Annotated in this window: 12 protein-coding genes and 1 tRNA gene; 9 read left to right on the top strand and 4 right to left on the bottom strand. The window is 33.4% G+C overall.

Translation table 11 applies throughout. From position 1 onward, the window contains the following. The first annotated feature begins 21 nt into the window (after nucleotides 1–21). The 8 genes from ftsZ to AST99_RS13060 all read left to right on the top strand — a co-directional run bounded on the left by ftsZ (nucleotide 22) and on the right by AST99_RS13060 (nucleotide 13,187). Nucleotides 22–2,004, top strand: a complete 1,983-nt coding sequence (gene ftsZ / locus AST99_RS13095; protein WP_057782335.1) for a cell division protein FtsZ — start codon at nucleotides 22–24, stop codon at nucleotides 2,002–2,004. A gap of 96 nt (nucleotides 2,005–2,100) precedes the next feature. Continuing rightward, the gene (locus AST99_RS13090; protein ID WP_057782334.1) at nucleotides 2,101–2,550 is read left to right on the top strand and encodes a GatB/YqeY domain-containing protein; all 450 of its coding nucleotides are present in this window, start codon (nucleotides 2,101–2,103) and stop codon (nucleotides 2,548–2,550) included. Nucleotides 2,551–2,582: 32 nt separating this feature from the next. Continuing rightward, nucleotides 2,583–2,656: transfer RNA gene (locus AST99_RS13085), tRNA-Arg, on the top strand. Nucleotides 2,657–2,867: 211 nt separating this feature from the next. Further along, the gene (locus tag AST99_RS13080; RefSeq protein WP_057782332.1) at nucleotides 2,868–5,021 is read left to right on the top strand and encodes a prolyl oligopeptidase family serine peptidase; all 2,154 of its coding nucleotides are present in this window, start codon (nucleotides 2,868–2,870) and stop codon (nucleotides 5,019–5,021) included. A gap of 678 nt (nucleotides 5,022–5,699) precedes the next feature. Next, nucleotides 5,700–8,735, top strand: coding sequence for a SusC/RagA family TonB-linked outer membrane protein (locus AST99_RS13075; protein ID WP_057782330.1), 3,036 nt, complete (start codon nucleotides 5,700–5,702; stop codon nucleotides 8,733–8,735). 23 nt (nucleotides 8,736–8,758) lie between these two features. Continuing rightward, nucleotides 8,759–10,291 carry a RagB/SusD family nutrient uptake outer membrane protein gene (locus tag AST99_RS13070; RefSeq protein WP_057782329.1) on the top strand — a complete coding sequence of 511 codons (1,533 nt, stop codon included), beginning with the start codon at nucleotides 8,759–8,761 and terminating at the stop codon, nucleotides 10,289–10,291. Nucleotides 10,292–10,737: 446 nt separating this feature from the next. Then, a complete protein-coding gene (locus AST99_RS13065) occupies nucleotides 10,738–11,988 on the top strand; it encodes an Nramp family divalent metal transporter (RefSeq protein WP_057782327.1) in 1,251 nt (416 codons plus the stop codon). 104 nt (nucleotides 11,989–12,092) lie between these two features. Then, on the top strand, nucleotides 12,093–13,187 hold the full coding sequence (locus AST99_RS13060) for a type I phosphomannose isomerase catalytic subunit (RefSeq protein WP_057782325.1): 1,095 nt from the start codon (nucleotides 12,093–12,095) through the stop codon (nucleotides 13,185–13,187). A 113-nt stretch (nucleotides 13,188–13,300) separates the two neighbouring features. Here the strand turns inward: AST99_RS13060 and AST99_RS13055 are convergent, their stop codons facing one another. The 4 genes from AST99_RS13055 to AST99_RS13040 form a co-directional block, all read right to left on the bottom strand. After that, the gene (locus AST99_RS13055; RefSeq protein WP_057782323.1) at nucleotides 13,301–13,684 is read right to left on the bottom strand and encodes a DUF3037 domain-containing protein; all 384 of its coding nucleotides are present in this window, start codon (nucleotides 13,682–13,684) and stop codon (nucleotides 13,301–13,303) included. Further along, nucleotides 13,671–14,456 (bottom strand): HipA family kinase, encoded by a 786-nt coding sequence (locus AST99_RS13050; RefSeq protein ID WP_057782321.1) that lies wholly within the window; start codon nucleotides 14,454–14,456, stop codon nucleotides 13,671–13,673. Before AST99_RS13050 ends, AST99_RS13055 begins: the two co-directional genes overlap by 14 nt. Nucleotides 14,457–14,539: 83 nt before the next feature. Beyond that, nucleotides 14,540–16,837, bottom strand: a complete 2,298-nt coding sequence (tamL, locus tag AST99_RS13045) for a translocation and assembly module lipoprotein TamL (RefSeq protein ID WP_083495688.1) — start codon at nucleotides 16,835–16,837, stop codon at nucleotides 14,540–14,542. Nucleotides 16,838–16,842: 5 nt separating this feature from the next. Then, the gene (locus AST99_RS13040; protein ID WP_232301625.1) at nucleotides 16,843–21,714 is read right to left on the bottom strand and encodes a translocation/assembly module TamB domain-containing protein; all 4,872 of its coding nucleotides are present in this window, start codon (nucleotides 21,712–21,714) and stop codon (nucleotides 16,843–16,845) included. A 744-nt stretch (nucleotides 21,715–22,458) separates the two neighbouring features. On the opposite strand from AST99_RS13040, the gene AST99_RS18620 reads away from it, so the two are divergent. After that, on the top strand, nucleotides 22,459–22,611 hold the full coding sequence (locus tag AST99_RS18620) for a hypothetical protein (protein WP_157486390.1): 153 nt from the start codon (nucleotides 22,459–22,461) through the stop codon (nucleotides 22,609–22,611). Nucleotides 22,612–22,678 lie beyond the last annotated feature (67 nt).

Here is a 22,678-nt window from a genome sequence, read left to right as displayed (position 1 = left end):
AAAACCAGTAAAAAAGAATTTATGAGCAGCAACAAAGAATTCGCAAGTATCTCATTTGACTTACCAAAGAACCAATCAAATGTCATTAAAGTTATTGGTGTTGGTGGTGGAGGTAGCAACGCTATCAATCACATGTTCCAACAAGGCATTAAAGGAGTAGATTTTGTAATCTGTAATACAGATGCACAAGCGCTTCAAAATAGTGGCGTTCCCAATAAAATTCAGTTAGGATTAGATTTAACTGAAGGATTAGGAGCAGGAGCAAATCCTGAAATAGGAGAGCAATCTGCCGTAGAAAGTTACGACGACTTAAAACGTATGTTGGATACCAACACAAAAATGATTTTTATAACTGCCGGAATGGGTGGTGGTACAGGTACTGGAGCTGCACCAATCATCGCTAAAATGGCAAAAGATTTAGATGTCTTAACTGTTGGTATTGTTACTATGCCTTTTCAATTTGAAGGTAAAATGCGTAACGAACAAGCTCAAAAAGGAATTGAAAAGTTGCGTAATGTAGTCGATTCTTTAATTGTAATTAATAACAATAAACTTCGTGAAGTTTACGGTAACCTTGGTTTTAAAGCTGGGTTCTCTAAAGCAGACGAAGTGTTAGCCACAGCTGCTCGTGGTATAGCAGAAGTTATTACACACCACTACACACAAAACATCGATTTACGTGATGCCAAAACCGTTTTAAGTAACAGTGGTTCTGCAATCATGGGATCTTCAATTTCATCTGGTCAAAATCGTGCTCAAGATGCGATTATGAAAGCTTTAGATTCGCCTTTATTAAACGATAATAAAATTCAAGGTGCCAAAAACGTATTGTTGCTTATTGTTTCTGGTTCTCAAGAAATCACTATCGATGAGATTGGAGAAATTAACGATCATATCCAGAGTGAAGCCGGTCACGGTGCAAACATTATTATGGGTGTTGGTGAAGACGAATCTTTAGAAGAATCTATCGCAGTAACAATTATTGCAACAGGTTTTAATTTAGATCAGCAAAATGAAATTTCTAATACAGAAGCTAAAAAAGTAGTTCATTCTTTAGACGAAGAACAAAATTTAGATAAACAAGAGTCTAATAAGGTAGACCGTGAGCCTGCTATTATTACACCAAACATAGAATTAAAAACTGAAAAAGCTCCAGAAGTAGTAAGACACACTTTAGATTTAGACGATTTTGAAGATTTTGATGCTCCTGCAAAAAAGGAAACACCAAAACCTACAAATAACATGGATTTAGTGCCTACTACAGAAGCTATAAAAAATATTGAGGTTGCATTAGATCAATTTAAAGATTTAGATATCGATGCTAAAGATTTTGTTTTTACAGAAGTTAAAGCTGGTAGCCCTCAATCTGAACCTGTAGAGGAAGAAGAAAAGCAAATTACGTTAACTTTTGATATGCCATTACAGAACAGTAATGCAGAGTCATCAGAAAAACCAGAGGTAATAAAACATGCTTTAGAAGATACAGACGATGTTAAAAATACGCCTGTAAATGAGTATGTCGAAATTATTAATGTTACAGAGTCTAATAAGAAAGGTGAAGTAAGATATGCACTTGATGATTACGAAGAGGAAGAGAAGCCTGTTACGCGTAAGCCTGAGCAGAAACGAGTACAAGATGAAACCTTAAATAATTTTAACCAAGAGGTTAGTTTTGTTAAGAAGGATACACCACAAGAACCTGTAAAAGCTGAACCGAAAACGCCTTCAGAACCTATCGACCCTATGAATACGCCAATTTCTGAAATGCTTAAAGAAAGAGCAGCAGAACGTCGTAGAAAAATGAAGGATTTTAACTATAAATTCAATACTTCAAAAATTGAAGAAATAGAAAAAGTTCCTGCTTACAAACGTCAAGGGGTAAATTTAGACGAAACTCAACATTCTTCAGAAAATAATATGTCTGGAACGAGTTTAAGTGTAGATGATAACAACGATATTCAGTTAAGAAGTAACAATTCATTTTTACATGATAATGTAGACTAATTTTACAGTAAAAATCTATTAATATTTTAAGGTTAAACCCATAAACTCTAAGAGCTTTTTGGGTTTTTCTTTTTATCTTCGCAACAAATTAAAATTATGGGTTTACAACAAGATATCATGACAGCTATGAAAGCTGCCATGAAAGCAAAAGACCAAACAGCTTTAGCCGCTTTAAGAGCCGTAAAGTCTGAATTATTATTAGCACAAACCGAGACCGGTTCTAAAGAAGAAATTACTGAAGAACAAGAAATCAAAATACTGTCTAAATTAGTGAAGCAACGTAAAGATAGTGCTGTAATTTTTGCAGAACAAAACCGTGCAGATTTAGCAGAGCCAGAATTGGCACAAGCCAAAGTTATTAGTCAGTTTTTACCAGAGCAATTAGACGAAGCAGCTATTGAAAAAGTAGTTGTAGATGCGATTGCAACAGTTGGTGCAGCAGGCATGAAAGATATGGGTAAGGTTATGGGTATAGTTAATAAAGAATTAGCTGGTAAAGCCGATGGTAAAACCATATCTAACATTGTTAAAGCAAAATTAGCTTAATATAAAAAACCTCCTATTTTTGTGGGAGAATTGGCTGCGTAGTTCAACTGGATAGAATATCAGATTTCGGCTCTGAGGGTTGGGGGTTCGAATCCCTTCGCGGTCACATCGTATTACTTTATAGTAATAAAAACCAAGTATGTTTAATAACGTGCTTGGTTTTTTTATGTCCTTATTTTTTATTTCAATGCTTCGGTTTTAAAGCTATGTAGTTGTTTGATAAACTATCGCATAAATTATTAGAAATAACATTTTAGATTTCTTATTTTTAGTTCAAATTTTTTACCCTCGAATTAGCTGTATAAACCTACTTTATTATGCCTAAAATTACCCAATTTTTATTGTTGTTTATTATAGCAACTCCAACTGCATTTGCTCAAAAATCTTTCGAATATGTGTCGGCTCCAAAAGATAATACAGAGGATATCTATTTTGATACCACAATAAGCGATTCGTACCAATGGATGGAAAATCCTCAAGATCCAAGACTTCAAGTTTGGTTAGAAGAGCAAGAGAAATTTACCAACAAAATAAAAAGTAAATACCTTAAAACTTTTGATTTAAAAGCTCAAATATCTGCCATGTATTATGGTATTAAAAATAAAGAGGTCGATCGTTTTACAGAAAAAGATTCTGAATTTAATAGTAAATACGAGTTTGAATACAAAGTGCAAAGTTCTAATAGTAACCCCAATTTATTATTTAGATTAAGAGATCAAGGTAACTTTATGACTTTGGTTGATACTAAATCCTTTATGAAGTCCAAAGACGATAATATCTTGATTAGGGATTATTTTGTCAATGAAGATTATGATATGTTGGCCGTAACTTTATCGCATAGAGGAGGTGATTGGATGGAATTGTATTTTTACAATTTAAAAAACGGACGGCAAATGCATAGTCCCTTGAAAAATCTTAGAATAGGGAGCCATGTGATTTGGGATGAAATGAATGTGTATTACGATGCTTTTGCGGCACCAAAAGCTGGGCGAGAACTTTTAGATCGTGCAGAGGGTCAGAAACTCTACTATCATAAGTTTGGAGATACTCAAGATAAAGATGTTGCCCTTCTTACTAGTTTAGATAGTTCAGGTGTAAATAACTTTACATATAAGGAAATTGGTGACCGATTGTTTTTCTATAAACTATTTGAGCATAAAGGAAAAAAATATAACGCTTTAGCCGTTTCAGAAAAAGATTCTACAGCTTTAAATCTTAAAAATTTTCTTGTTTATCCTAGGGGTGAAGATATTGCCATGACTGTTGAAGAAGCTTTTGGTGACAAGATATTATTGCAAACCGATTGGGGAGCGCCAAATGGCCGAGTATTGTTGTCTGATTTAAATAAACCCAATCAACCAATAGAACTTGTGCCTGAATATGATGTGCGATTGTTAGCGGTTAATCGCTTGGGGAAAGATAAATTTGTATGTATTTATAAAAACGGAAACAGTGACTTGGCTTTGTTTTTTAATTTAGAAGGCGAGTTGTTAAATAAAATTGACTTTCCAGAAGGTAAAAAGGTTAAAGGCCTTTTTGAATATGATGAGAATGCCCAAACTACTAAATTTTATGTGTCAGCTTTTTACCATCCGGACTTAGAATACGAATTGTCTTTAAAAGATCTGTCTTTTAAACCAAGTGTTGCAGTTTCTGTGCCCTACGATCCGGAATCGTTGGAAACGCGTATAGTAAAATATAAGTCTAAAGATGGGACAGAAATTCCTATGTATATAACGTGTTTAAAGAAAACAAAACTAGATGGAAAGAATCCAACTCTGCTTTATGGGTATGGTGGATACGGCTCGACTGTGGTGCCTAATTTTGATCGGTCTAAAGTATTGTGGGTTCTACATGGCGGTGTACTTGCTATTCCTAATGTTAGAGGAGGTGGTGCAGGTGGTTCCGAATGGGGTAAAGCAGGCCGACGTTTAAAAAAGCAAAACGCTATAGACGATTTTATTGCTGCAGGAGAATATCTTGTAACTCAAAATTACACCAGTCCCGAGCATTTAGGTAGCAATGGAGGTTCTCATGGAGGTTTGCTTGTTAGTGCAGCCGCAATACAAAGACCAGATTTATTTAACGCTGTAGTAGCAGAAGCTGGACCATACGATATGTTACGATTTGGTAAATTTACGGTAGGTTCTATGACTACCAATGTAGAAGAGTTTGGAGATGTTTCAGAACTAGACGATTTTAATAATTTAAAATCTTATTCGCCTATGCATAATATTAAAGCAGGACTAGAGTATCCTAACTTTTTAGTTATGACTGGAGAGAATGACGACAGAGTACCTCCATTACACACCTATAAATTTTTAGCAACACTTCAAGAGCAAGCAAACCCCGAGTCTTTGTCTATAATGTATGTTACTCCAGGTAAGGGGCATGGAGGTGCTTTAACAGTTAATGATTGGTTCGATGAAATCTTGTATAAATATGCTTTTCTATATCATTTTTTAAATTAAGATTTCATACCTATTGTATAACATATTATGGTGTGATAATATAATAGGTATACCTATCTTATAAAAACGACTTCAAGTTAGGAGACTTCTTAGTAGCTATTTATAATTTTTAAAGCGAATTAAAAATCATGGAATAGGTCGTGTTGTTTTAAAAAGGGTGCTGTTTTTTTATTTTTTCTTCCTAATGGGTATAAAATCACATTTAATTTTGCCTTACAAGTTTATGTGTTTAAATATTATGGTTTTAAGTGCTCAGACTTGCATTAAGTACTATGAGATATATTATTTAAAATTTCAGTGCATTTGGAAATTGTAAGTAAAAATTAGTGTAATCTAGACTCTAATCTTACTTCGATACGGTAATCAAAAGTCAATAATTTCGGTAACTACAAGGTTTTCGTAAATATTAAAAAATATAAATACAAGTTAATTCTTACAATTTTTTGTAGTCCAAAAGATGTCATATATGTAATTACTATGGCGCTCTATTGTTAAATTGTTGTTTTTTCGGGGTTATTTTTATATTTCTTACAAAATACTTATGGTTTTAACATTATAATAACATATCTTAGCACTATGAAATTGGTAAACCAATCTAGATAACCAATCTAGATAACCAATTTCATAGATCATTATTGATTTTTTTTAAAAGTATTTTTTAACCAAAACAAATTACAAATGAATTTAAAAACTAAACTAACTTTAATGCTAGTATTGATATTCAATATATCATTATTCGCACAAGACGGATATCAATTATCCGGGACAGTAACAGATGCGGGCAATATGCCCATTCCTGGTGTCAATGTACTTGTGGTAGGGACCACAACAGGGGCCGCTACAGATTTTGATGGTAATTTTGAATTAGAAGTTTCTCCTGGAGACGTTCTACAGTTTTCTTATGTAGGTTACATTAAACAATCGGTTACAATTACAGATCAACAAACACTTACTGTTTCTTTAGTAGAAGATGCTAGTGAATTAGATGAGGTTGTTGTTGTAGGTTATGGTTCTCAAAAGAAGAGTGACATTACAGGAGCTGTATCTTCAGTAAAATCTGAAGATTTAACAGCATTTCCTGTATTAAACGCAGAGCAAGCGCTTCAGGGACGTGCTGCTGGTGTGGTTGTTCAATCTAATAATGGTGGTGAGCCTGGTGCTCCTATTAGTATTAAGATTAGAGGTAATACTTCTATTAATGCAAGTAGTTCTCCGCTTATTGTTGTCGATGGTTTTGTTGGAGCTTCAATGCCTCAAGCAAACGACATCCAATCTATGGAAGTTTTAAAAGATGCTTCTGCTACAGCAATCTACGGATCTAGAGGATCTAACGGTGTGGTTTTAGTAACTACTAAAAAAGGTAGAAGTGGTAAATTAGTTGTAGAACTTAATTCTACTTATGCTATCAACTCTATTTCTAACAAATTAGATTTGTTAAATGCAGATGAATTTGCAGATTACCAAAATCAAATCAGAACTAACAACGGTGTGTCTTCTGCTTATGTTCAAGGCGATTCAGATACAGATTGGCAAGATTTAATTTACAGATCTGGTAGTACTCAAAATCACCAACTTTCTTTTTCAGGTGGTACAGAAAAAATTAACTTCTATGCTTCTGCTAACTACTTTAATCAAGAAGGTATCTTAATTAATTCAGATTTCGAAAGAGCTACATTCTTAACTAACGTAGATGCTCAAGTTACAGACAAATTAAAATTAGGAATGAATCTTTTTGGAAGTAGAGGTACTAAAAATGGTGCTGCGACTCAATCTAACGGTTCAGTTTCTGCAGGTGGTGACGACGTTATTACATTAGCAATGCGTTATGCTCCAGACCAAGGTATTTATAATGAAGATGGAACTTATAACTATGGTAACACAGTGGGAGATCCAGTAGATAATCCATATGCAGTTGCTAAAGAAAGAATAGACGAAACTAAAGCAGATGATTTTAGAGCAAACTTCTACGCAAACTACGATATCTTAGAAAACCTTACGTTTAAAACTACATTTGGTTTAAGTACAGAAAATTCTACACGTGGTATATACTTGCCATCTGTGTTAACTCAAACAGCTGGTGGAGATAATGGTAGAGCATCTGTAGAAACAGATAGAGAAACTAGTGTATTAAGTGAAAACTACTTGACATATACTAAAGAGATTGGAAAGGGTAACTTAACAGTATTAGCAGGTTATTCTTATCAAAAAACAGTAAATGAAAATTTTTATACTGAAGCAACAGGATTTATCTCAGATAGTTTTTCTTACTACGGTTTAAGTTCAGCAACAAATGTATTAACTCCAGATTCTTCTATTTCTACAGTAGAAATTCAATCTCAATTTGGTAGATTAAATTACGATTGGGACGATAAGTACTTAATAACTGCTACAGTAAGACGAGATGGAGCTTCTAACTTTGCTGAAAACGAAAAATATGCAATCTTTCCTTCAGGAGCTTTAGGTTGGAAATTATCTAACGAAGATTTCTTAAAAGATAGCGAAACAATATCTAACTTGAAATTAAGAGCGAGTTATGGTGTAACTGGTAACCCTTCTATTGGAGCTTACGAGTCTTTAGCTAGATTTGAAACACTTTACGCTTCAAGTAATGGTGAAACAGTAAGTGCTATTACTCCAGAACAAGCTGCTAACCCAGATTTAAAATGGGAATCTTCTTACCAAGCTAACTTTGGTGTTGATGTCGCTTTCTTAAATAACAGAATATCTTTCTCTGTAGATTATTATAATATAGATACTAAAGATTTAATTTTAACAGATAATACGATTACTGAATACTTAGGGTATACAGGAGATGATATCTTAGCAAACATTGGTGAAATTAACAACAGAGGTTTTGAATTCGCTATTAACACTAGAAACATTACTAACGATAACTTTAGTTGGTCTACAGATTTCAACATTGCGTTTAATAAAAACGAAGTTGTAAACTTAGCTAACGGAGCAGATTTATTCTTCGATGCGACACCAAGTTACTGGAGTCATGATAGAAGTTACGTATTAAGAGAAGGAGAAGAAGTTGGTTTATTCTGGGGGTATGAGTACGAAGGTGTTTACCAAGGAAATGATTTACCAGAAGGTACAGCAACTTTATCAGGTGGTGTAGCAGGAGATCCTTTATTTGCAGATTTAGATGGAAGTGGAGATATTACTGAAGCAGATAGAACAACTATTGGTAATCCTAATCCAGATTTCACATTCGGATTTACAAACAACTTTAGCTACAAAAACTTCGATATGAGTATCTTCTTCCAAGGTTCTCAAGGCGGTGAAATCTTTAACTTAACAGATTCTCAGTTAACTAATGGAGATGCTAATACAACTAAAAACTATTACAATAATGCTTGGACATCTACAAATACAGATACTAACGATCCAAGAGTAGGAAACAATAGTAACAGAGAAGTGTCTTCTCGTTTTGTTGAAGACGGAAGTTACATCAGATTAAAAAACATCGCAATTGGATATAACTTACCTAGCGATGTTATAGAGAAATTCGGTTTAGAAGCATTAAGATTTTCAGTTAGTGCACAAAACTTATTAACATTTACTAGTTATTCAGGTTTAGATCCTGAAGTAAACTACTACGGTGCTGGAGGAGATAATAATACATCGGCTAACACAGCTCAAGGATTTGACTTTGGAAATTATCCAACAGTAAAATCTGTAAACTTCAGTCTTAACTTGAAATTTTAATAAATAATTTAAAAAGAAACACAATGAAAATATATAAATATTTATTCTTATTCTTGGTAAGTATATCAATTGTAGGATGTTCAGATTTAGAGGAAGAACCGGTAGGGTTACTATCACCAGACGGTTTCTTTCAAACAACAAGTGATATAGAAACAGCAGTTAATGGATCTTTAACTCATGCTATTAACGAACAATTCTGGGGAAGAAAATTATCTATCGCCTTAATGCTACGTTCAGATATGGTAAGTCTTGCTTCTAACGAAACAAGAAGGGTAGAAATGAACGAATTTACTACCTTAGCAAGTAACGGTATGATTAGCGAATTTTGGCCAAGAACATACCAAGGTATTGCAGCGGCTAACCAAGCTATCGCAGGAGCAGAAGATGTAGATGTAGATGAGTCTATTAAGAACCCAGTAACAGCTCAGGCGTATTTTGCAAGAGCATTTTATTACTTCCATTTAGTAAGATTATTTGGAGCAGTGCCTTACATTAGTGAACCAATTACAGATATTGATGCTGCAACTTCTATTAGTAGAACACCAGCTTCTGAAGTTTATGATAATATTATTGCAGATTTAGAATTTGCTAAAACGTGGTTGCCAGATACACAATCATCAAGAGCAACTCCTTCTAAAGCAGCTGCTAGTTCTTATTTAGCGTTAGTGTATTTAACATTAGGAGAATACCAAAATGCTTACGATGAATCTACTGAAGTTATTGCTAATGCAGGAACATATAATTTAGCTTTAGATTCTAATTTCCAAAACTTATTTGATGGAGAAGCTATTGACAATTCTTTAGAGCCAATATTTGCTGTAGATTATAACAACTTTGAAGCAGAAGATAATGCTTACGATCAAGTTGCTCCAATGACAGGAATTAGAGGAGACGACAGAAACCTAGGTGGTGGATGGTCTGTAGCCGTACCTACACTTGCAGTATATACAACTTGGGACGAAGGAGATTACAGAAGAGCTGTTAGTTTAGACGATGAAGCATCTATTAACGGTACTGTTGTAGACTACACAGAATTTGATATTAGTGGACACGAATTCGCTAAAAACAATCCTTACATCGCTAAGTTTATGCGTTACCCAGGACCTTTTGCTCGTGCAAATGCAAGAGCAACAAGTCTTAACTACTCTATGATTCGTTATGCTGAAGTATTATTAATTGCAGCAGAATCTGCAGTAGAATTAGGAAATAATGCAGACGCCCTTATGTATGTAAACCAAGTAAGAGCTAGAGCAAGAATGGGTGGAGATACTAAAACTGGAGCAGATGTAGAATACACATTCCCAGCTAGTGCAGTACCAGCAGATCTTACAGGAACAGTTACTATTGACGATATTTTAGAAGAACGTAAATTAGAATTTGCTTTTGAAAGTATTAGATGGTATGATATTGTAAGAAGACAAATTGGAGATGAAGTATTTAGTGCAAGCGGCTTAGAAGGTGATAAACCATTCTTTAGTTCAGACGACTATTTATTACCATTACCAGAAGATGAATTAGAAAGAAATACAAACTTAACTCAGAACCCTGGGTACTAAGTACCATTTAAAATAATATAAACAAAACTTGTAAGAGATTGTGTTTATGTAATGAAAAATACTGATCTAAGTTTTAGGTCAGTATTTTTTTTTACAACAGAATTAAACTCAGAATCACATTTTAAACGAAACTAACATACATCCTGTTTTTTTAAGAAAAAGGGGGTGTAAGTTAGAGTCCTTAAATCGTGTAATTTGTAAAAAAAATCTTTCTTTAATTCTGTAAGTGTTTTTAGGCATTAAATGCCTAACTTTATTGAGCCTATATGCTTTTAAAGCCAGTAACCACGGCGTTTAAGATCTTTTAGTATTTTAATTTAGAATATTAAAAAGCAAAATAACTATTTGATATTTAGCTGAATTTGGAATAAAATTCTAAATAGCTAAAAGAGAGCGTATAAGCATTTTATATAAACAAAACTAAATTATAAAACTACTAATAACTTATGGCATCAACTCAATTATCATTTAAGGATAAAATTCAAAAAGGACTAAAGGATTTCGGGCCTGCATTCTTTATTATAGGGTACGTCGTTGGTACAGGAAGTGTAACATCTATGGTCGTTTCCGGAGCCAATTACGGTTTAAGTCTTTCTTGGGCTTTATTATTATCCTGTTTTTTCACCTACTTTTTACTTGTATCTATTAGTAAATTAACAATTGTTTCTGGTGAAACACTGATGTTTAATTTCAAGAAATCTTTCGGTAAACCAGTTACTATATTTATAATTGTCGCACTCTTAGTCTCTATTGTGTCTTCGGTTATTGGAGTAATGGGAGTTGTTGCAGAAGTAACGATGGAATGGATCTCTGTAAAAACCTCCATTTCGTTTCTTAATGCACCTATGGTTTCTGTGTTTTTTATCTGTTTACTTATTGGATTATTTTGGACTGGGAAACACGAAAATTTTATAAAAGCAATGAGTGTCATGGTAGGCTTTATGGCGCTTTCGTTTATAGCGACTAGTATTATGGTTGTTAAAGAGACGGGTACAAATATTGCAGATTTCTTTCCTGAATTACCCGTTGGTGATAATTCCGGTCTTGTTATTGCTGGTATTGTAGGAACAACTATGGCTGGTGTCTGTTTAGCATCTAGAAGTATTTTAGTACAAGAACAACACTGGGGAATAGAAGATTTAAAAACAGAGAATAGAGATGCCTTGTCGTCTATGGCATTAACCTTCTTTATTAGTTTTGCAATTATGGTTAGTGCAACCGGAACCTTATATTTTCAAGGCATTAAAGTGAATGATGCCACCGATATGATGAGTGCCTTAGGACCTTGGGCAGGCGATTTCGCTTTAACTTTATTTACGCTTGGAATCATTGGTGCAGGACTATCTTCAATCTTTCCTAACTTACTGTTGTTTCCTTGGTTAATAGCAGACTACACAGGAACAGAGCGTAATATGAAAAAACCTTTGTTTAAAATTCTTGTGGTTGTGGTCGCATTTAGTGGTGCAATCGTGCCGTTTTTTGGCGGAAAACCCGTTTGGATATTAATTGCATCTCAGGCTTTAAGTCCGTTTATAATGCCTTTAATAACCCTGTTTTTAATTATTTTACTGAATAGAAAAGAGGTTATGAAAGAGTTTAAAACAAGCTTATGGATGAATATCGCTTTAGGCGCAACATTAGTTTTTAATATATATATGCTTTACGTGGCCTTAACTGGGTTTATGAGTTATATATAAAGCCCCCTTATTAGAAGGTGTATGAATTCCGCCTTCTAAATTTTTATAGCATCAAATTACATCTTAAATTTACAAATACACATTTAAAATATAATAGAGAAATCATGAGTGATCACTTACAAAAATATGCACATATGCCTTTAAAACAACTTCAAAATAGAGTTTGGAGAACGTATGAAGGTGGCGCATTGATTGATAGATGGAAAAAAACAACTCCTGAAACAGACGGAAGCATGCCAGAAGAATGGATTATGTCTGCCGTTACTGCACGTGGAAATAACAGACCTGAAGATGAAGGATTGTCGCTTATTGAAACTGAAGAAGGAACTATTCCTTTAAAACAATTAATCAATTCTGATCTAGAATTATATTTAGGAAAACCCCTTGCTGAAAAATTCGGAACTACAGGTGTCCTGATTAAAATGTTAGACTCTAAAGAACGTTTAACTGTTCAGGTGCATCCCGATAAAGAATATGCTAGAACTGTTTTTAATTCTGAATTTGGTAAAACAGAATCTTGGTATGTATTAAACACGCGCGAAATAGATGGCGAAAAAAGTGTGGTGTATATGGGATTCAAAAAACATGTGACTAGAGCAGAGTGGAAGACCCATTTTGAGAATCAGAACATTCAAGGCATGTTAGATTGCTTACATAAAATTGAAGTTAAACCCGGAGATGCGTTCATGATCTACGGCGGTGTGCCACATGCCATTGGAGCAGGTTGTTTTTTAATGGAAGTTCAGGAACCTACAGATTACACCATGCGTGTAGAAAAAACAACGCCTAATGGGTTAACTATTGGACCGGAATTAATTCATCAAGGTGTTGGTGAAGAAAAAATGTTAGAGTGTTTTCATTACGATAATTATACACTAGATGAAGCGCTGGAAGCTTGGAAAATTACTCCAGAAGTTTTAGAACATTCAGACGAATTCACTTTAAGAACATTATTTAATACCAAACATACCAATTGCTTTGGGTTAAGTGAATTACTTTTAAATGGAAGTCATACCATTAAAGGAAGTTCAAGCTTTTATGTTGCCGTAATTTATTCAGGAGTAGGCACTATGGTGTGTAACGGAAAAAAATATACGTACAGTCAAGGTGATGAGATTTTTATCTCTGCTGCAATTTCAGAACTTACATTTAAATCTGACGAAGCTTCAAAAATATTGTTATGTTATCCTCCAAATTAGATTGTTAAGTCTGTTGAAATTAGACTAAACACCTAAAATTATAAACTAAAAAGACTTCATCATTTTCAATATGTGAAAAGATGAAGTCTTTTTTTTTTGAATCCATAATAGCATTACAACACCAATTCTTTAAATAAGCGTTGTGCTGTGTGTTCAAGATCGTTACACATACCTGGATGAGGTCTTGAAGTTTGTATTGCCGAGCTTCTAATAGCTGTTAACCATCTGAAACGTGATGGAATATCCATTAAAGCAATCGGACTCGTTTTACAAGTTCCAGTTGCGATGGTTTTAAATGCGCTCATATTTAATTGCAGTTGTTCAATATCAAAATCGTCATCAAAAACTTTAATTTTTTCTGAAGGGATATCGTATAGCACCGTAATAAACTTTGCTTGTTTACTAAATAGTATGATGCCTATATTTATAAATTCTTCGCGTTCTAATCTTGGAACCACGCGAATTACAGCATATTCGTATAATTTAAGATCTGGCATGTTCAATTTCATTTACAAAAATTTCTGAATGGGCTAAGCGTGTATTTAAAAAGTTGAAGTAAACCGTTCTTATGGCATCAGGAGTAAGTTCTAAGTCTTCCCATTCTAACCATTCATCTGGAATAGTATTCACGATGTGTTTTAATATTTCGGGTGTTAAAAGTGCTTTAAATTCGGCGTCTATAGTTCTTACCTCAGAGGCTTGTGGTAATAACACATGATCTTTAATTAACTTAAACGGACTCTTAGCAGATTGTTCCCAATTACTCCAAGAATGATGGAAATATAAGCATGCACCATGATCTATTAACCATAATTCTTTATGCCAGATTAACATATTGGTGTTTTTAAAAGTGCGATCTACATTGGTAATAAATGCATCTAACCACACAATTTTAGAAGCTAAAGTTGCATCTATAATTGTAACAGCTGGGTCGAAAGTTATGGCTCCAGATAAAAAATGAAGTGCTAAATTTAAACCTTGACTGCCTTGTAATAAGTCTTGAATTTCTTCATCGGCTTCCGTTCTTCCAAAAGCTTCGTCTAGATGTGCAAATACTAATTCTGGTAATTGTAATTTTAAAGCTTTCGCTATTTGTCCGCCAATAAGTTCTGCTATTAAAGCTTTAGTGCCGTGTCCAGCGCCTTTAAATTTCAAAACATATTTAAAATCGTCATCAGCTTCAGCTAAAGCAGGAAGCGATCCGCCTTCTCTTAACGCCATCATATATCGAGTGACCTGTACATGCCTTAACTCAAAATTGTTTGTCATATGTGTAATACTAGATTGTAAATTTAGTTATTAGTTATGTGCTTGGGTAAATAAGTTAAGCAAAATTATAAATAGTAAAGGCTTTAAAACGGATAACCAATTGCAAAATTAAAGGTGGTTTCTTCATACTGAAAATCGTAACGCTTACCTTCTTCTAAAGCGGGATCGTGAATTGGTGTCGCAAAATCGAAACGGATAACAAATCCTTGGACATCTACACGTAATCCTACACCCACACCAATACCAAGTTCATTAATAAAATCTGAACTGAATTTTCCGCCAGGCACATCGTCAATTTCTTTAGAGTTCCAAACGTTTCCAGCATCTGCAAAGATTGCACCTTTAAAATAAGAAAATAAAGGGAAACGGTATTCTACATTGGCTTCCAACCTAATGTTTCCTGTTTGGTCTATATAATAATCGTCGTCAGTCTCTTCGTCACTCACATAAGTTCCAGGACCTAAAGATCTAATTCTAAACGCACGAACGCTATTTGGACCCCCAGAATAATACTGTTTTATATACGGCATGTATTCAGAATTTCCATAAGGAATCCCATATCCTGCAAATAATCTAGTAGCTATTTTTTTATCGTTATTGAAGTTGAAATGGTAACGAAAATCAATATCGGCTTTTACATATTGTGCATATTCTAAACCGAAGAAAGTTTGCGTTCCACTGTCGTTTTTAGAATCGAATAGACTAAGACCATTTCCTGCAATATCGAAAGTTATATTAGCGTATAACTGATTCTTTTTTGAAGCATTAACCATTTCGTTATACGTGAAAGAATAATTTAAACCCGCAATAAATTGCTGTTCAAAACTCTGTTCTAAATAGGTGTTCTCGTCAAGGATTTCTTGAAACTCGTCTGAAGTTTCAATTAAATTATTGTAATTGATTGAAATGGGGTTGATATTGTGTGTGGTATATCTGTTAGCATTCCAAGAATATCCAAACTCTGCTGTTCCGGAGAGTAAAGCATATAATTCTGTTCGTTTTAAATAATCTACTCCTAGGCTCGTTTTTGTTTTAGGGATAGAATACTCAAAGAAATCGTCGTTAATTTTTATAGGGAAAATCACTCTAGGGAAAATCATTTCAGATTTTATACCCAAGGCCGTGTTGCTAATGGTACTACCACCACCCATTTGAAGTTCGTAGCCTAAATTAGTACTCAGACTTAAAATTTCGCCACCTCTAAAAATATTTCTGTTATTATAAGAGAATTCTAAAGCAGGGCCTGCAAAATTATTAGATTTTGTAACAGCTTGTAATTCTGCTCTCAAAGATCTTTGGTTTAACGGCGATAAGTATATGTTAGCATCTAAAATTCTTGAGCTATCTGTTAAGGTGCTATCTCTTTCTTCGTATTGAATGTTTACAAATTTATAAGTCCCGATTGTCGATAAGCGTCTTGCTGTATTTCTAGAAGCTTCAGGACTATATAGTTCACCTTCGTTAAGCGTTACAAATGGATCTAAATGTTTAATTTTAAAAAAGATTTCGTCTTGTATATAGTTTTTTTCGTTGTAGCGTGTAGACTTCTGTTTTAGGCTGTCTTTTTTAATATCGTAATCGGGATAGATATTAATATTACCAATTTTATAGGGTTTAATCGCTTCTTGAGGAACAGCACTTTTTAATCTTAAATATAAATCGAAAGTTTTGTTTTTATAACGTGTTGTATCGGCTTCAAAAATTAAAAATTCGGAATTAAAGTTATAGTATCCTGCTTTTTTTAAATCGGCATCAATACGCAAGCGTTCGGTTTTTAGAAAATCTAAATCGAAACGAATGCCAGGTTTAAATTCAGTATTGGTTACACTATTTTTAATTTCAGAAAAAATAGGTTCAGGTAAAGAATCTACCTGATACGTTTTCATTTTATAAGGTTGTTTTATTTGTACTTGATATTGTATCTCTGATTTTTTATCGGCTTCGTTTTCTACAACTTCTGAAGAGGCACTACTGTAAAAGAATCCGTGATTTTCTAAACGATTGACTAGAATGTCTTCAACTTCATACGTTTCAATACTTGATTGGTATACCGGTTCTTCTCCTATTTTTTTATACAACCAACGGTTGATAAAACCTGGTTTTTCTTTTTGATTTTTGTAGTAATAATACAAACCAGGATACATCCCTAAAATTTTAGAGTTCGGCACAGGGCGAATGGTGGACTCTAATTCTGCTTTAAGTTCAGACTCGCTTTCTACTATAGAATCTGTTTTAATTTCTACGGTTGCTCCTGTGTATAATAATTCGTCTTCAGGAATATATTTTACAATACTACAGGCCTGAGAAAAAGTAATAATAAGTAACGCAAATGCGAATTTACAAGACTTAATTACTGCGGTTGTGTTGAGATTGCTTTTCAAAATATTTATTTCGTTGTTTCCTGTTGTTCGTTGTTTTCTTCTTTTTCTAGTCTGCGTCTGGCTCTAGATTTCTCTTGTTCAGAATTAAATAATGCCGACCATAATTCTTCAAACTTATTGAATTCTTTAGTAAAGATTAAAGCCAATCCACTTACAATAGTTTGTCCGTCTATAACCGATTCGAATTCGTTTTTCTGAAATGCTTTCAATCTGTATTTTCCGCTAGGTGTAATTAAATACTCTAAACTTACATCGCCAATAAGTGGTGTTTCTTCACCAGATGCGCTACTTCCTTCAATATCTACATCGCTACCAACACGAACAATTACACGATCGTTAAACAGTTTTTTCTGAGCAGCAACTTCTAATTGTGTACGTTGTTGCGAAGAGTCTCCCGAATAATCTGTAAAGCTATTTAATCCGAAATCGAGTTCTACGCCAGAACTTCCTAATAATTTGTCTGAAAACATATTAAGCTGATCTGAAATGGCGTCGTTTAAATTATCTCTAGCAATTGATGCAAAACCTCCGTCACTACCATCGCTACCAGATTCTGGGTAAAACCTGTTCATGACGAGTAGTGAAAATACTTGGCGGTTTAATTCTCCTTCTTGCTGATTAACCTGTTGTAAACGCCCATATACTTGTCCGCTAACTGCACCTTGGTCTTCTTCGGGCATATCTAGATTAAACGAGATTTTTGGATGCATAAGCTCGCCATCTACATTTAAATACACTTCGAAAGGTAAGGTTTGTTTAAATTCATTTTGAGTAGAACTGCTCGATCCAGAGATTTGAGCAGCCATTAAAGCAGATGCAGAAGTTTCTACATTATATAAGGCTTGAACATCTAAATTGGCATCGAACGGATTGCCAGACCAAGTGACCTGACTACCTGCAACTAACTCGAACTTACGTTTTACAAGTTGATACAAACTCATCTCGTAATGCCCACTAGAAACAGTATATACTCCAGAAAGGTTCATACGTCCGTTAGTGTCCATATTAAAGAGAAAGTTTCCTTGTCCGGAAGTCATAAAATTATCTCCAGTATTTTTATCGATAACTAAAGTTACTTTTGCTTCTTTTGGAATAGAGAAATTGGCATTAACATCGAAGCCAGTAACGGTTGTAATATCTTCTTGATTTCGTGTTAAAATAGCATCTGGATTATCTCTATTTACAAAAAGTACAACCCCATCGCGATCTTCAATATTCACTGTAGAAGACGGCATAACATAAGTAATATTTGTCTTTGGATTTACTCCAGCTTTAATGTTTACAATAGGTACGTTTAAATCGCCTTTAATGGTTCCTTGTGCTTTAAAAGCTAGGAAACCATATAACATATCGTTGTCTTCTTTTTTGGCATTTAAGAGTTGAAAATTGTCTGCTTTTATCTTTAAATCGAATTTTGGATTTATAAGCGATTCTGTATTTATAAAACCACCAAGCACAAAAGTATTATTGTTTTCATCTTTAATTGTGAAGTCGGTCATACTGATGCCCGAATTGTCTATAGTTAGTGTTTCGTTTGGTAGTTCGAAGTAGCTGTTTAGTTTTGTGGCTTTAAATCGCGATGAATTAAATACTAAATTCCCACTGTATTGTGGCGCATCTAAAGCACCATTAATTTCAAAATGTCCATTAAAAGATCCTGTCGCATCTGTGATTTCGCCTAAAGATAATCCTTCAAGTGCTTTTGTTTTAAATTCATTTATATCTACAACTGCATTAATATTAGAGTTGGTTTCTGAAGCCGTATAATCTCCTGTTATATCCAAATCTACATCACCTTCTTTAGTAGCCAAGCTAAAATTGTATCGGGCACTGCTTTCAGAATCACCTTGTAAGGTTAGTGTTCCAAAATTGGTGTTTAATATGTTAAATTGACTTATAGATAAATCTGCTAAATACCCACGATTGCTAAATGGATTTTGCACTGTAAAACTACCATTTAAAACCCCTTGTGCTAATTCCTGCTCTGGGTTTAGATAGGTTAAAAATTCGTTGAGATTAAACCCGTCGAAGTTTATAGATATATCATTAGTTTCTGTTTCAGTAGCCTCACCATTGGTGATGGAAATAGATTGATTGGCTTTTGAGAAATTAACATTATTAAAGATAATGCTGTCGTCTCCGTAAGTGATTAAATTGTCGTTAGGAATTTCCCAGACCGATTTATTTACAATAAAATTATCTGGTAAAATATGAACTGTAAAGTTATCGTCTTCCTTTTTAATTTTAGATTTTAATTGCATTAACACAGCTTCGCCATCGTACGCATACATATTTAAATCTAATTCTTTATCTAACACATTCCCATTAAATTGTGTACGCTTTAAATAGATTGGACCGGCTTTAATGGCTTTAAAACCAAAGTCGAATTTAAACGTGTCGGGGTCGGAATTAAATGTGAATGCTAAGCTGTCAATTTCGTTTCCTCCGTAGTTAATATGTGGTGCTAGCATTTTTGCATCTAAGAGTTTTTTAGATGAATTAAAATCGACTGCAATATCTACCGTGTCAATATTCTTTAAATTAGGAAGGAATAAGTCGGTTAAAATCGGATCGTCACTAAGCTTTCCTTTAAATTGTAAACGAACAGGTTTATTAGTATCCGTTTGTATAGAATCTGAAGCAAAATAACTTGAAATATGCTGTTCTAAAGCTTTGCTAAAAGTTTGCGGATTGGCATTAGACGCTAGTTCTAAATTCAATAATTTATTGGTAACGCTAACAAAAGTAGAGTCTGTATCTACATGGGCATTAGCAACTAGGTCGCCAAGTAAATAGGTTTTATTGTCGTAAACAATAGTCCCTTCATCTACAGCGCTTGTTAGATCAAAATTATCTGCATTTCCTTTAAAATTAGCATTTAGATTTAATCTTGCACGGATGTCTTTGTTTACAACACCTAAAGCAAGTAAATCGACTCCAATAATATTTAAATTAGCATTAACTTCTGGAGAAATACTATCTAAAATAACATGTGTTTGTAGTTCTGCATTTATATTCTTGTCTTTGTAATTAGAACTAATATCTCCAACTCCGTTTTCAATCTCTCCGTTAATAGGAAGGTTTATAATTTCGTAATTTTTCATTTTAAAATTAGAAATCATAGCTTCTAATTTTGCATCTAAAGTATTAATGTTTTTACCACTTCCGCTGGCTTTTACCGATAGACTGAGTGCTCCTAATTCTTCGTTTAATAAGAGTTCGTTAAGTTTAAACTCTTCAATAGTTAAATCGGTTGTAAAATCGAGTCCGTTTATATCTGTATAGCTAGCATCCAGATTTGCTATACCTTGAGAGGTATTTAATTTGGCTTTGGTCTCTAGGTTGTTAACAGTGCCTTTTAAATTTGCTTGTAAAGCAATGTCTTTTGGAAGGTTTATACCTAAGTCTGTTTCGTTTATAAATTTAAGTACATCTGTTTTTACCGTTTCTGCTTTAAAATTTGAGATGTTGAATTTGAGTAGATCAGGATCTGTTGCATTTTCAATGACTCCCGATGTAGACATGCGTGTAGCTTGCCCCCAATTCACTTTAGTGTTTTCTAAGGTTATAGCAGATACATAACCAATCGCATAAATTTGTCCAGTAATTAACTTCTGACTTAAACTATCTACATACGGATTTGTTTTTAAATCCGGTTGAAAACGATAGGCATCTGCAACATCTAATTGAATAACGGGGAGTTTTAAATCTAATTTTGAAGTTTCAGGAGCTTGTATTAAAGCAGACATGGTTGAAAAATCTAAACGCGTTTTACCTTGAATTTTATTGTTATTTAAAGCTACTTTTAAATCTTCTATATTCAGCATATTATCTGTTACAGCAAACTTTAATTCGCCTTGTTTAAGATGTAATCCTGAACCTTCTATAAAAGAAAAAATCTTTAGATTTAAACCTGCTGTTTTATCTTGAAGATAAATGTCTTGGATATTTAAATTGAAATTAGTTAAAACGATAGCATTTGCGTTAAAGTTGTTTGCTATGGGTTTTGCCTCGTTAACTGTATATTGTATGGCATTCTGTTCCAAATCTACTTTATTAATTTTAACCTTTAAGTCTGGCCAAGAAAATGTAGATGTAGTCGTTTCAATAGTATCTATTTCAGTAGATGTAGCAGTTGTTAAAACTGCAATTTCTGAGTTTTTAAGTCCAATTTCATCAATGTCAAATTTATCTTTAGGTAAATCGATGGTTGCCTCTTCAATATAGAAATCTGAAATATTGGTACGCAGTGTCATACCATCTGCAATAGCGTTGTAATCTACTTTTACGTTTTCAATTTTAAAATCGTCTATATAAAGGTAAGGTAATGTTGTGGCTGTGGTGTCTGTAGATGGTGGAGTAGGAGCTTGCCTGTAGGTAATGTCTGAATTAGAAATTAAAGCTTCAGAGACTCTAAAATCCATAGCATCTAAATCGAAGGTATCAAATTCTAAATCGAGTATGCCTAATTTTGTTTTACTTTCTATTCCAAGCACGTCATCATTAAAATCGATGTCAAAATCTTTAAGGTGAATGTCGCCAACTATAATTTTTAACGGATCACTTTCTACTTCCGGTTCTGGAACAGCAAGTGTATCTGTAGTAGCAAAAGCATCAATTAAGAATTGAAAGTTATAACCACTTATAGAGTCTTTTCTAACAATATTTGCACGGAATCCTTCCCAAGTTAATGTTTCAATCCCAATGCCTTTTCCTGTTATGGCAGGCCAAAGTGGTAAATCTGCTTCTACAGATTTTGAATATAACAATGTGTCTCCTTTAGTATCTTCTAAATACAGCCCTTTTAATTTAATATCTCCATCAAAAGTTATAAATAGCTTATCTATGTTAACAACTGTGTTGGTTTTGTCAGACACAAACGTTGTGGCATAATTAACTATTATGTTTTGTCCCCAAGGACTTCTAATAAAAAGTAGGATGAGTAGAATTAAAACAAAAAAGACAATAAAGAATATCTTTAAAAATTTAAAAAACTTATGCTTTTTAGAGGATTTAGTATGTTGTTTTTGGTCTTCCAATGTGTATATAAAATAGGGGCTAAAATATTATAATTAATTTATAGTAATGAACGCTATATGTTTCAATTTTAATCCAAATGTAATCAATAAGTATATTCAAGTACAATTCGCTTAAAAAGATAAGTATTTATTAACAGTTTATTATGCCATGTATTTTCTGGTAAATAGACTTCGTTTTTTTTATTTTATATCATTCTACAAGATTTACCATTATTTTCTATACTAAATTCTAAAATTGAGTTTCATTTTGTGTCTTCTCCACTTTTCAATTTCAAAAAAATAGACCTCAATTTTTAATTTCTAGGGTGCTTTTTACTCTAAAATGAGCCAAAAATCATGCTAAATGTTAAAATTTAACGTATTTCAACGATTAATACTGTTTTTTAACGATGAAAAATTTGGTTTTTATAGGAAAATTAATATATATTTGGCTGTAACTAATTCATTTAGTTGATGTTAATTAGTGTCAAGGCCTCCTTGTGACTTTTTTTATCATAATTATGATTGTTAATGTATAGATATATGTCTTTACATTTTTATTTAAAAACCATTTAAACCTTAATAACCTAAAAAATTAATCTTATGAAATTTTTAAAAATTACTTTATTCGCTTTTGTATTATTTGGATCATTAACTGCTTGTGTAAATGAAGAATTGGATGACGATGTACTAGTTGGATCTGATGAGGTTGAAGCAACTACTTTCACTGGTGGTGGAGTAGATGAAAGAGACTAGTCTTAAAAACTTTTAATTTAAAGCCCTTATCTGAAAAGATAAGGGCTTTTTGTATTGTGAAAAATCA

The organism is Formosa algae (assembly GCF_001439665.1).
Lineage (GTDB): Bacteria > Bacteroidota > Bacteroidia > Flavobacteriales > Flavobacteriaceae > Formosa > Formosa algae.
Note: the sequence above shows the minus strand (reverse complement) of the source record. Positions and strands in the feature narration are given on the sequence as shown.

Coding starts and splice junctions, on each gene's coding strand:
- AST99_RS13050 (WP_057782321.1), bottom strand. CDS start 14,456: ATGACAAACAATTTTGAGTTAAGGCATGTACAGGTCACTCGATATATG.
- AST99_RS13090 (WP_057782334.1), top strand. CDS start 2,101: ATGGGTTTACAACAAGATATCATGACAGCTATGAAAGCTGCCATGAAA.
- AST99_RS18620 (WP_157486390.1), top strand. CDS start 22,459: ATGAAATTTTTAAAAATTACTTTATTCGCTTTTGTATTATTTGGATCA.
- AST99_RS13075 (WP_057782330.1), top strand. CDS start 5,700: ATGAATTTAAAAACTAAACTAACTTTAATGCTAGTATTGATATTCAAT.
- AST99_RS13065 (WP_057782327.1), top strand. CDS start 10,738: ATGGCATCAACTCAATTATCATTTAAGGATAAAATTCAAAAAGGACTA.
- AST99_RS13060 (WP_057782325.1), top strand. CDS start 12,093: ATGAGTGATCACTTACAAAAATATGCACATATGCCTTTAAAACAACTT.
- AST99_RS13055 (WP_057782323.1), bottom strand. CDS start 13,684: ATGCCAGATCTTAAATTATACGAATATGCTGTAATTCGCGTGGTTCCA.
- AST99_RS13080 (WP_057782332.1), top strand. CDS start 2,868: ATGCCTAAAATTACCCAATTTTTATTGTTGTTTATTATAGCAACTCCA.
- AST99_RS13070 (WP_057782329.1), top strand. CDS start 8,759: ATGAAAATATATAAATATTTATTCTTATTCTTGGTAAGTATATCAATT.
- ftsZ (WP_057782335.1), top strand. CDS start 22: ATGAGCAGCAACAAAGAATTCGCAAGTATCTCATTTGACTTACCAAAG.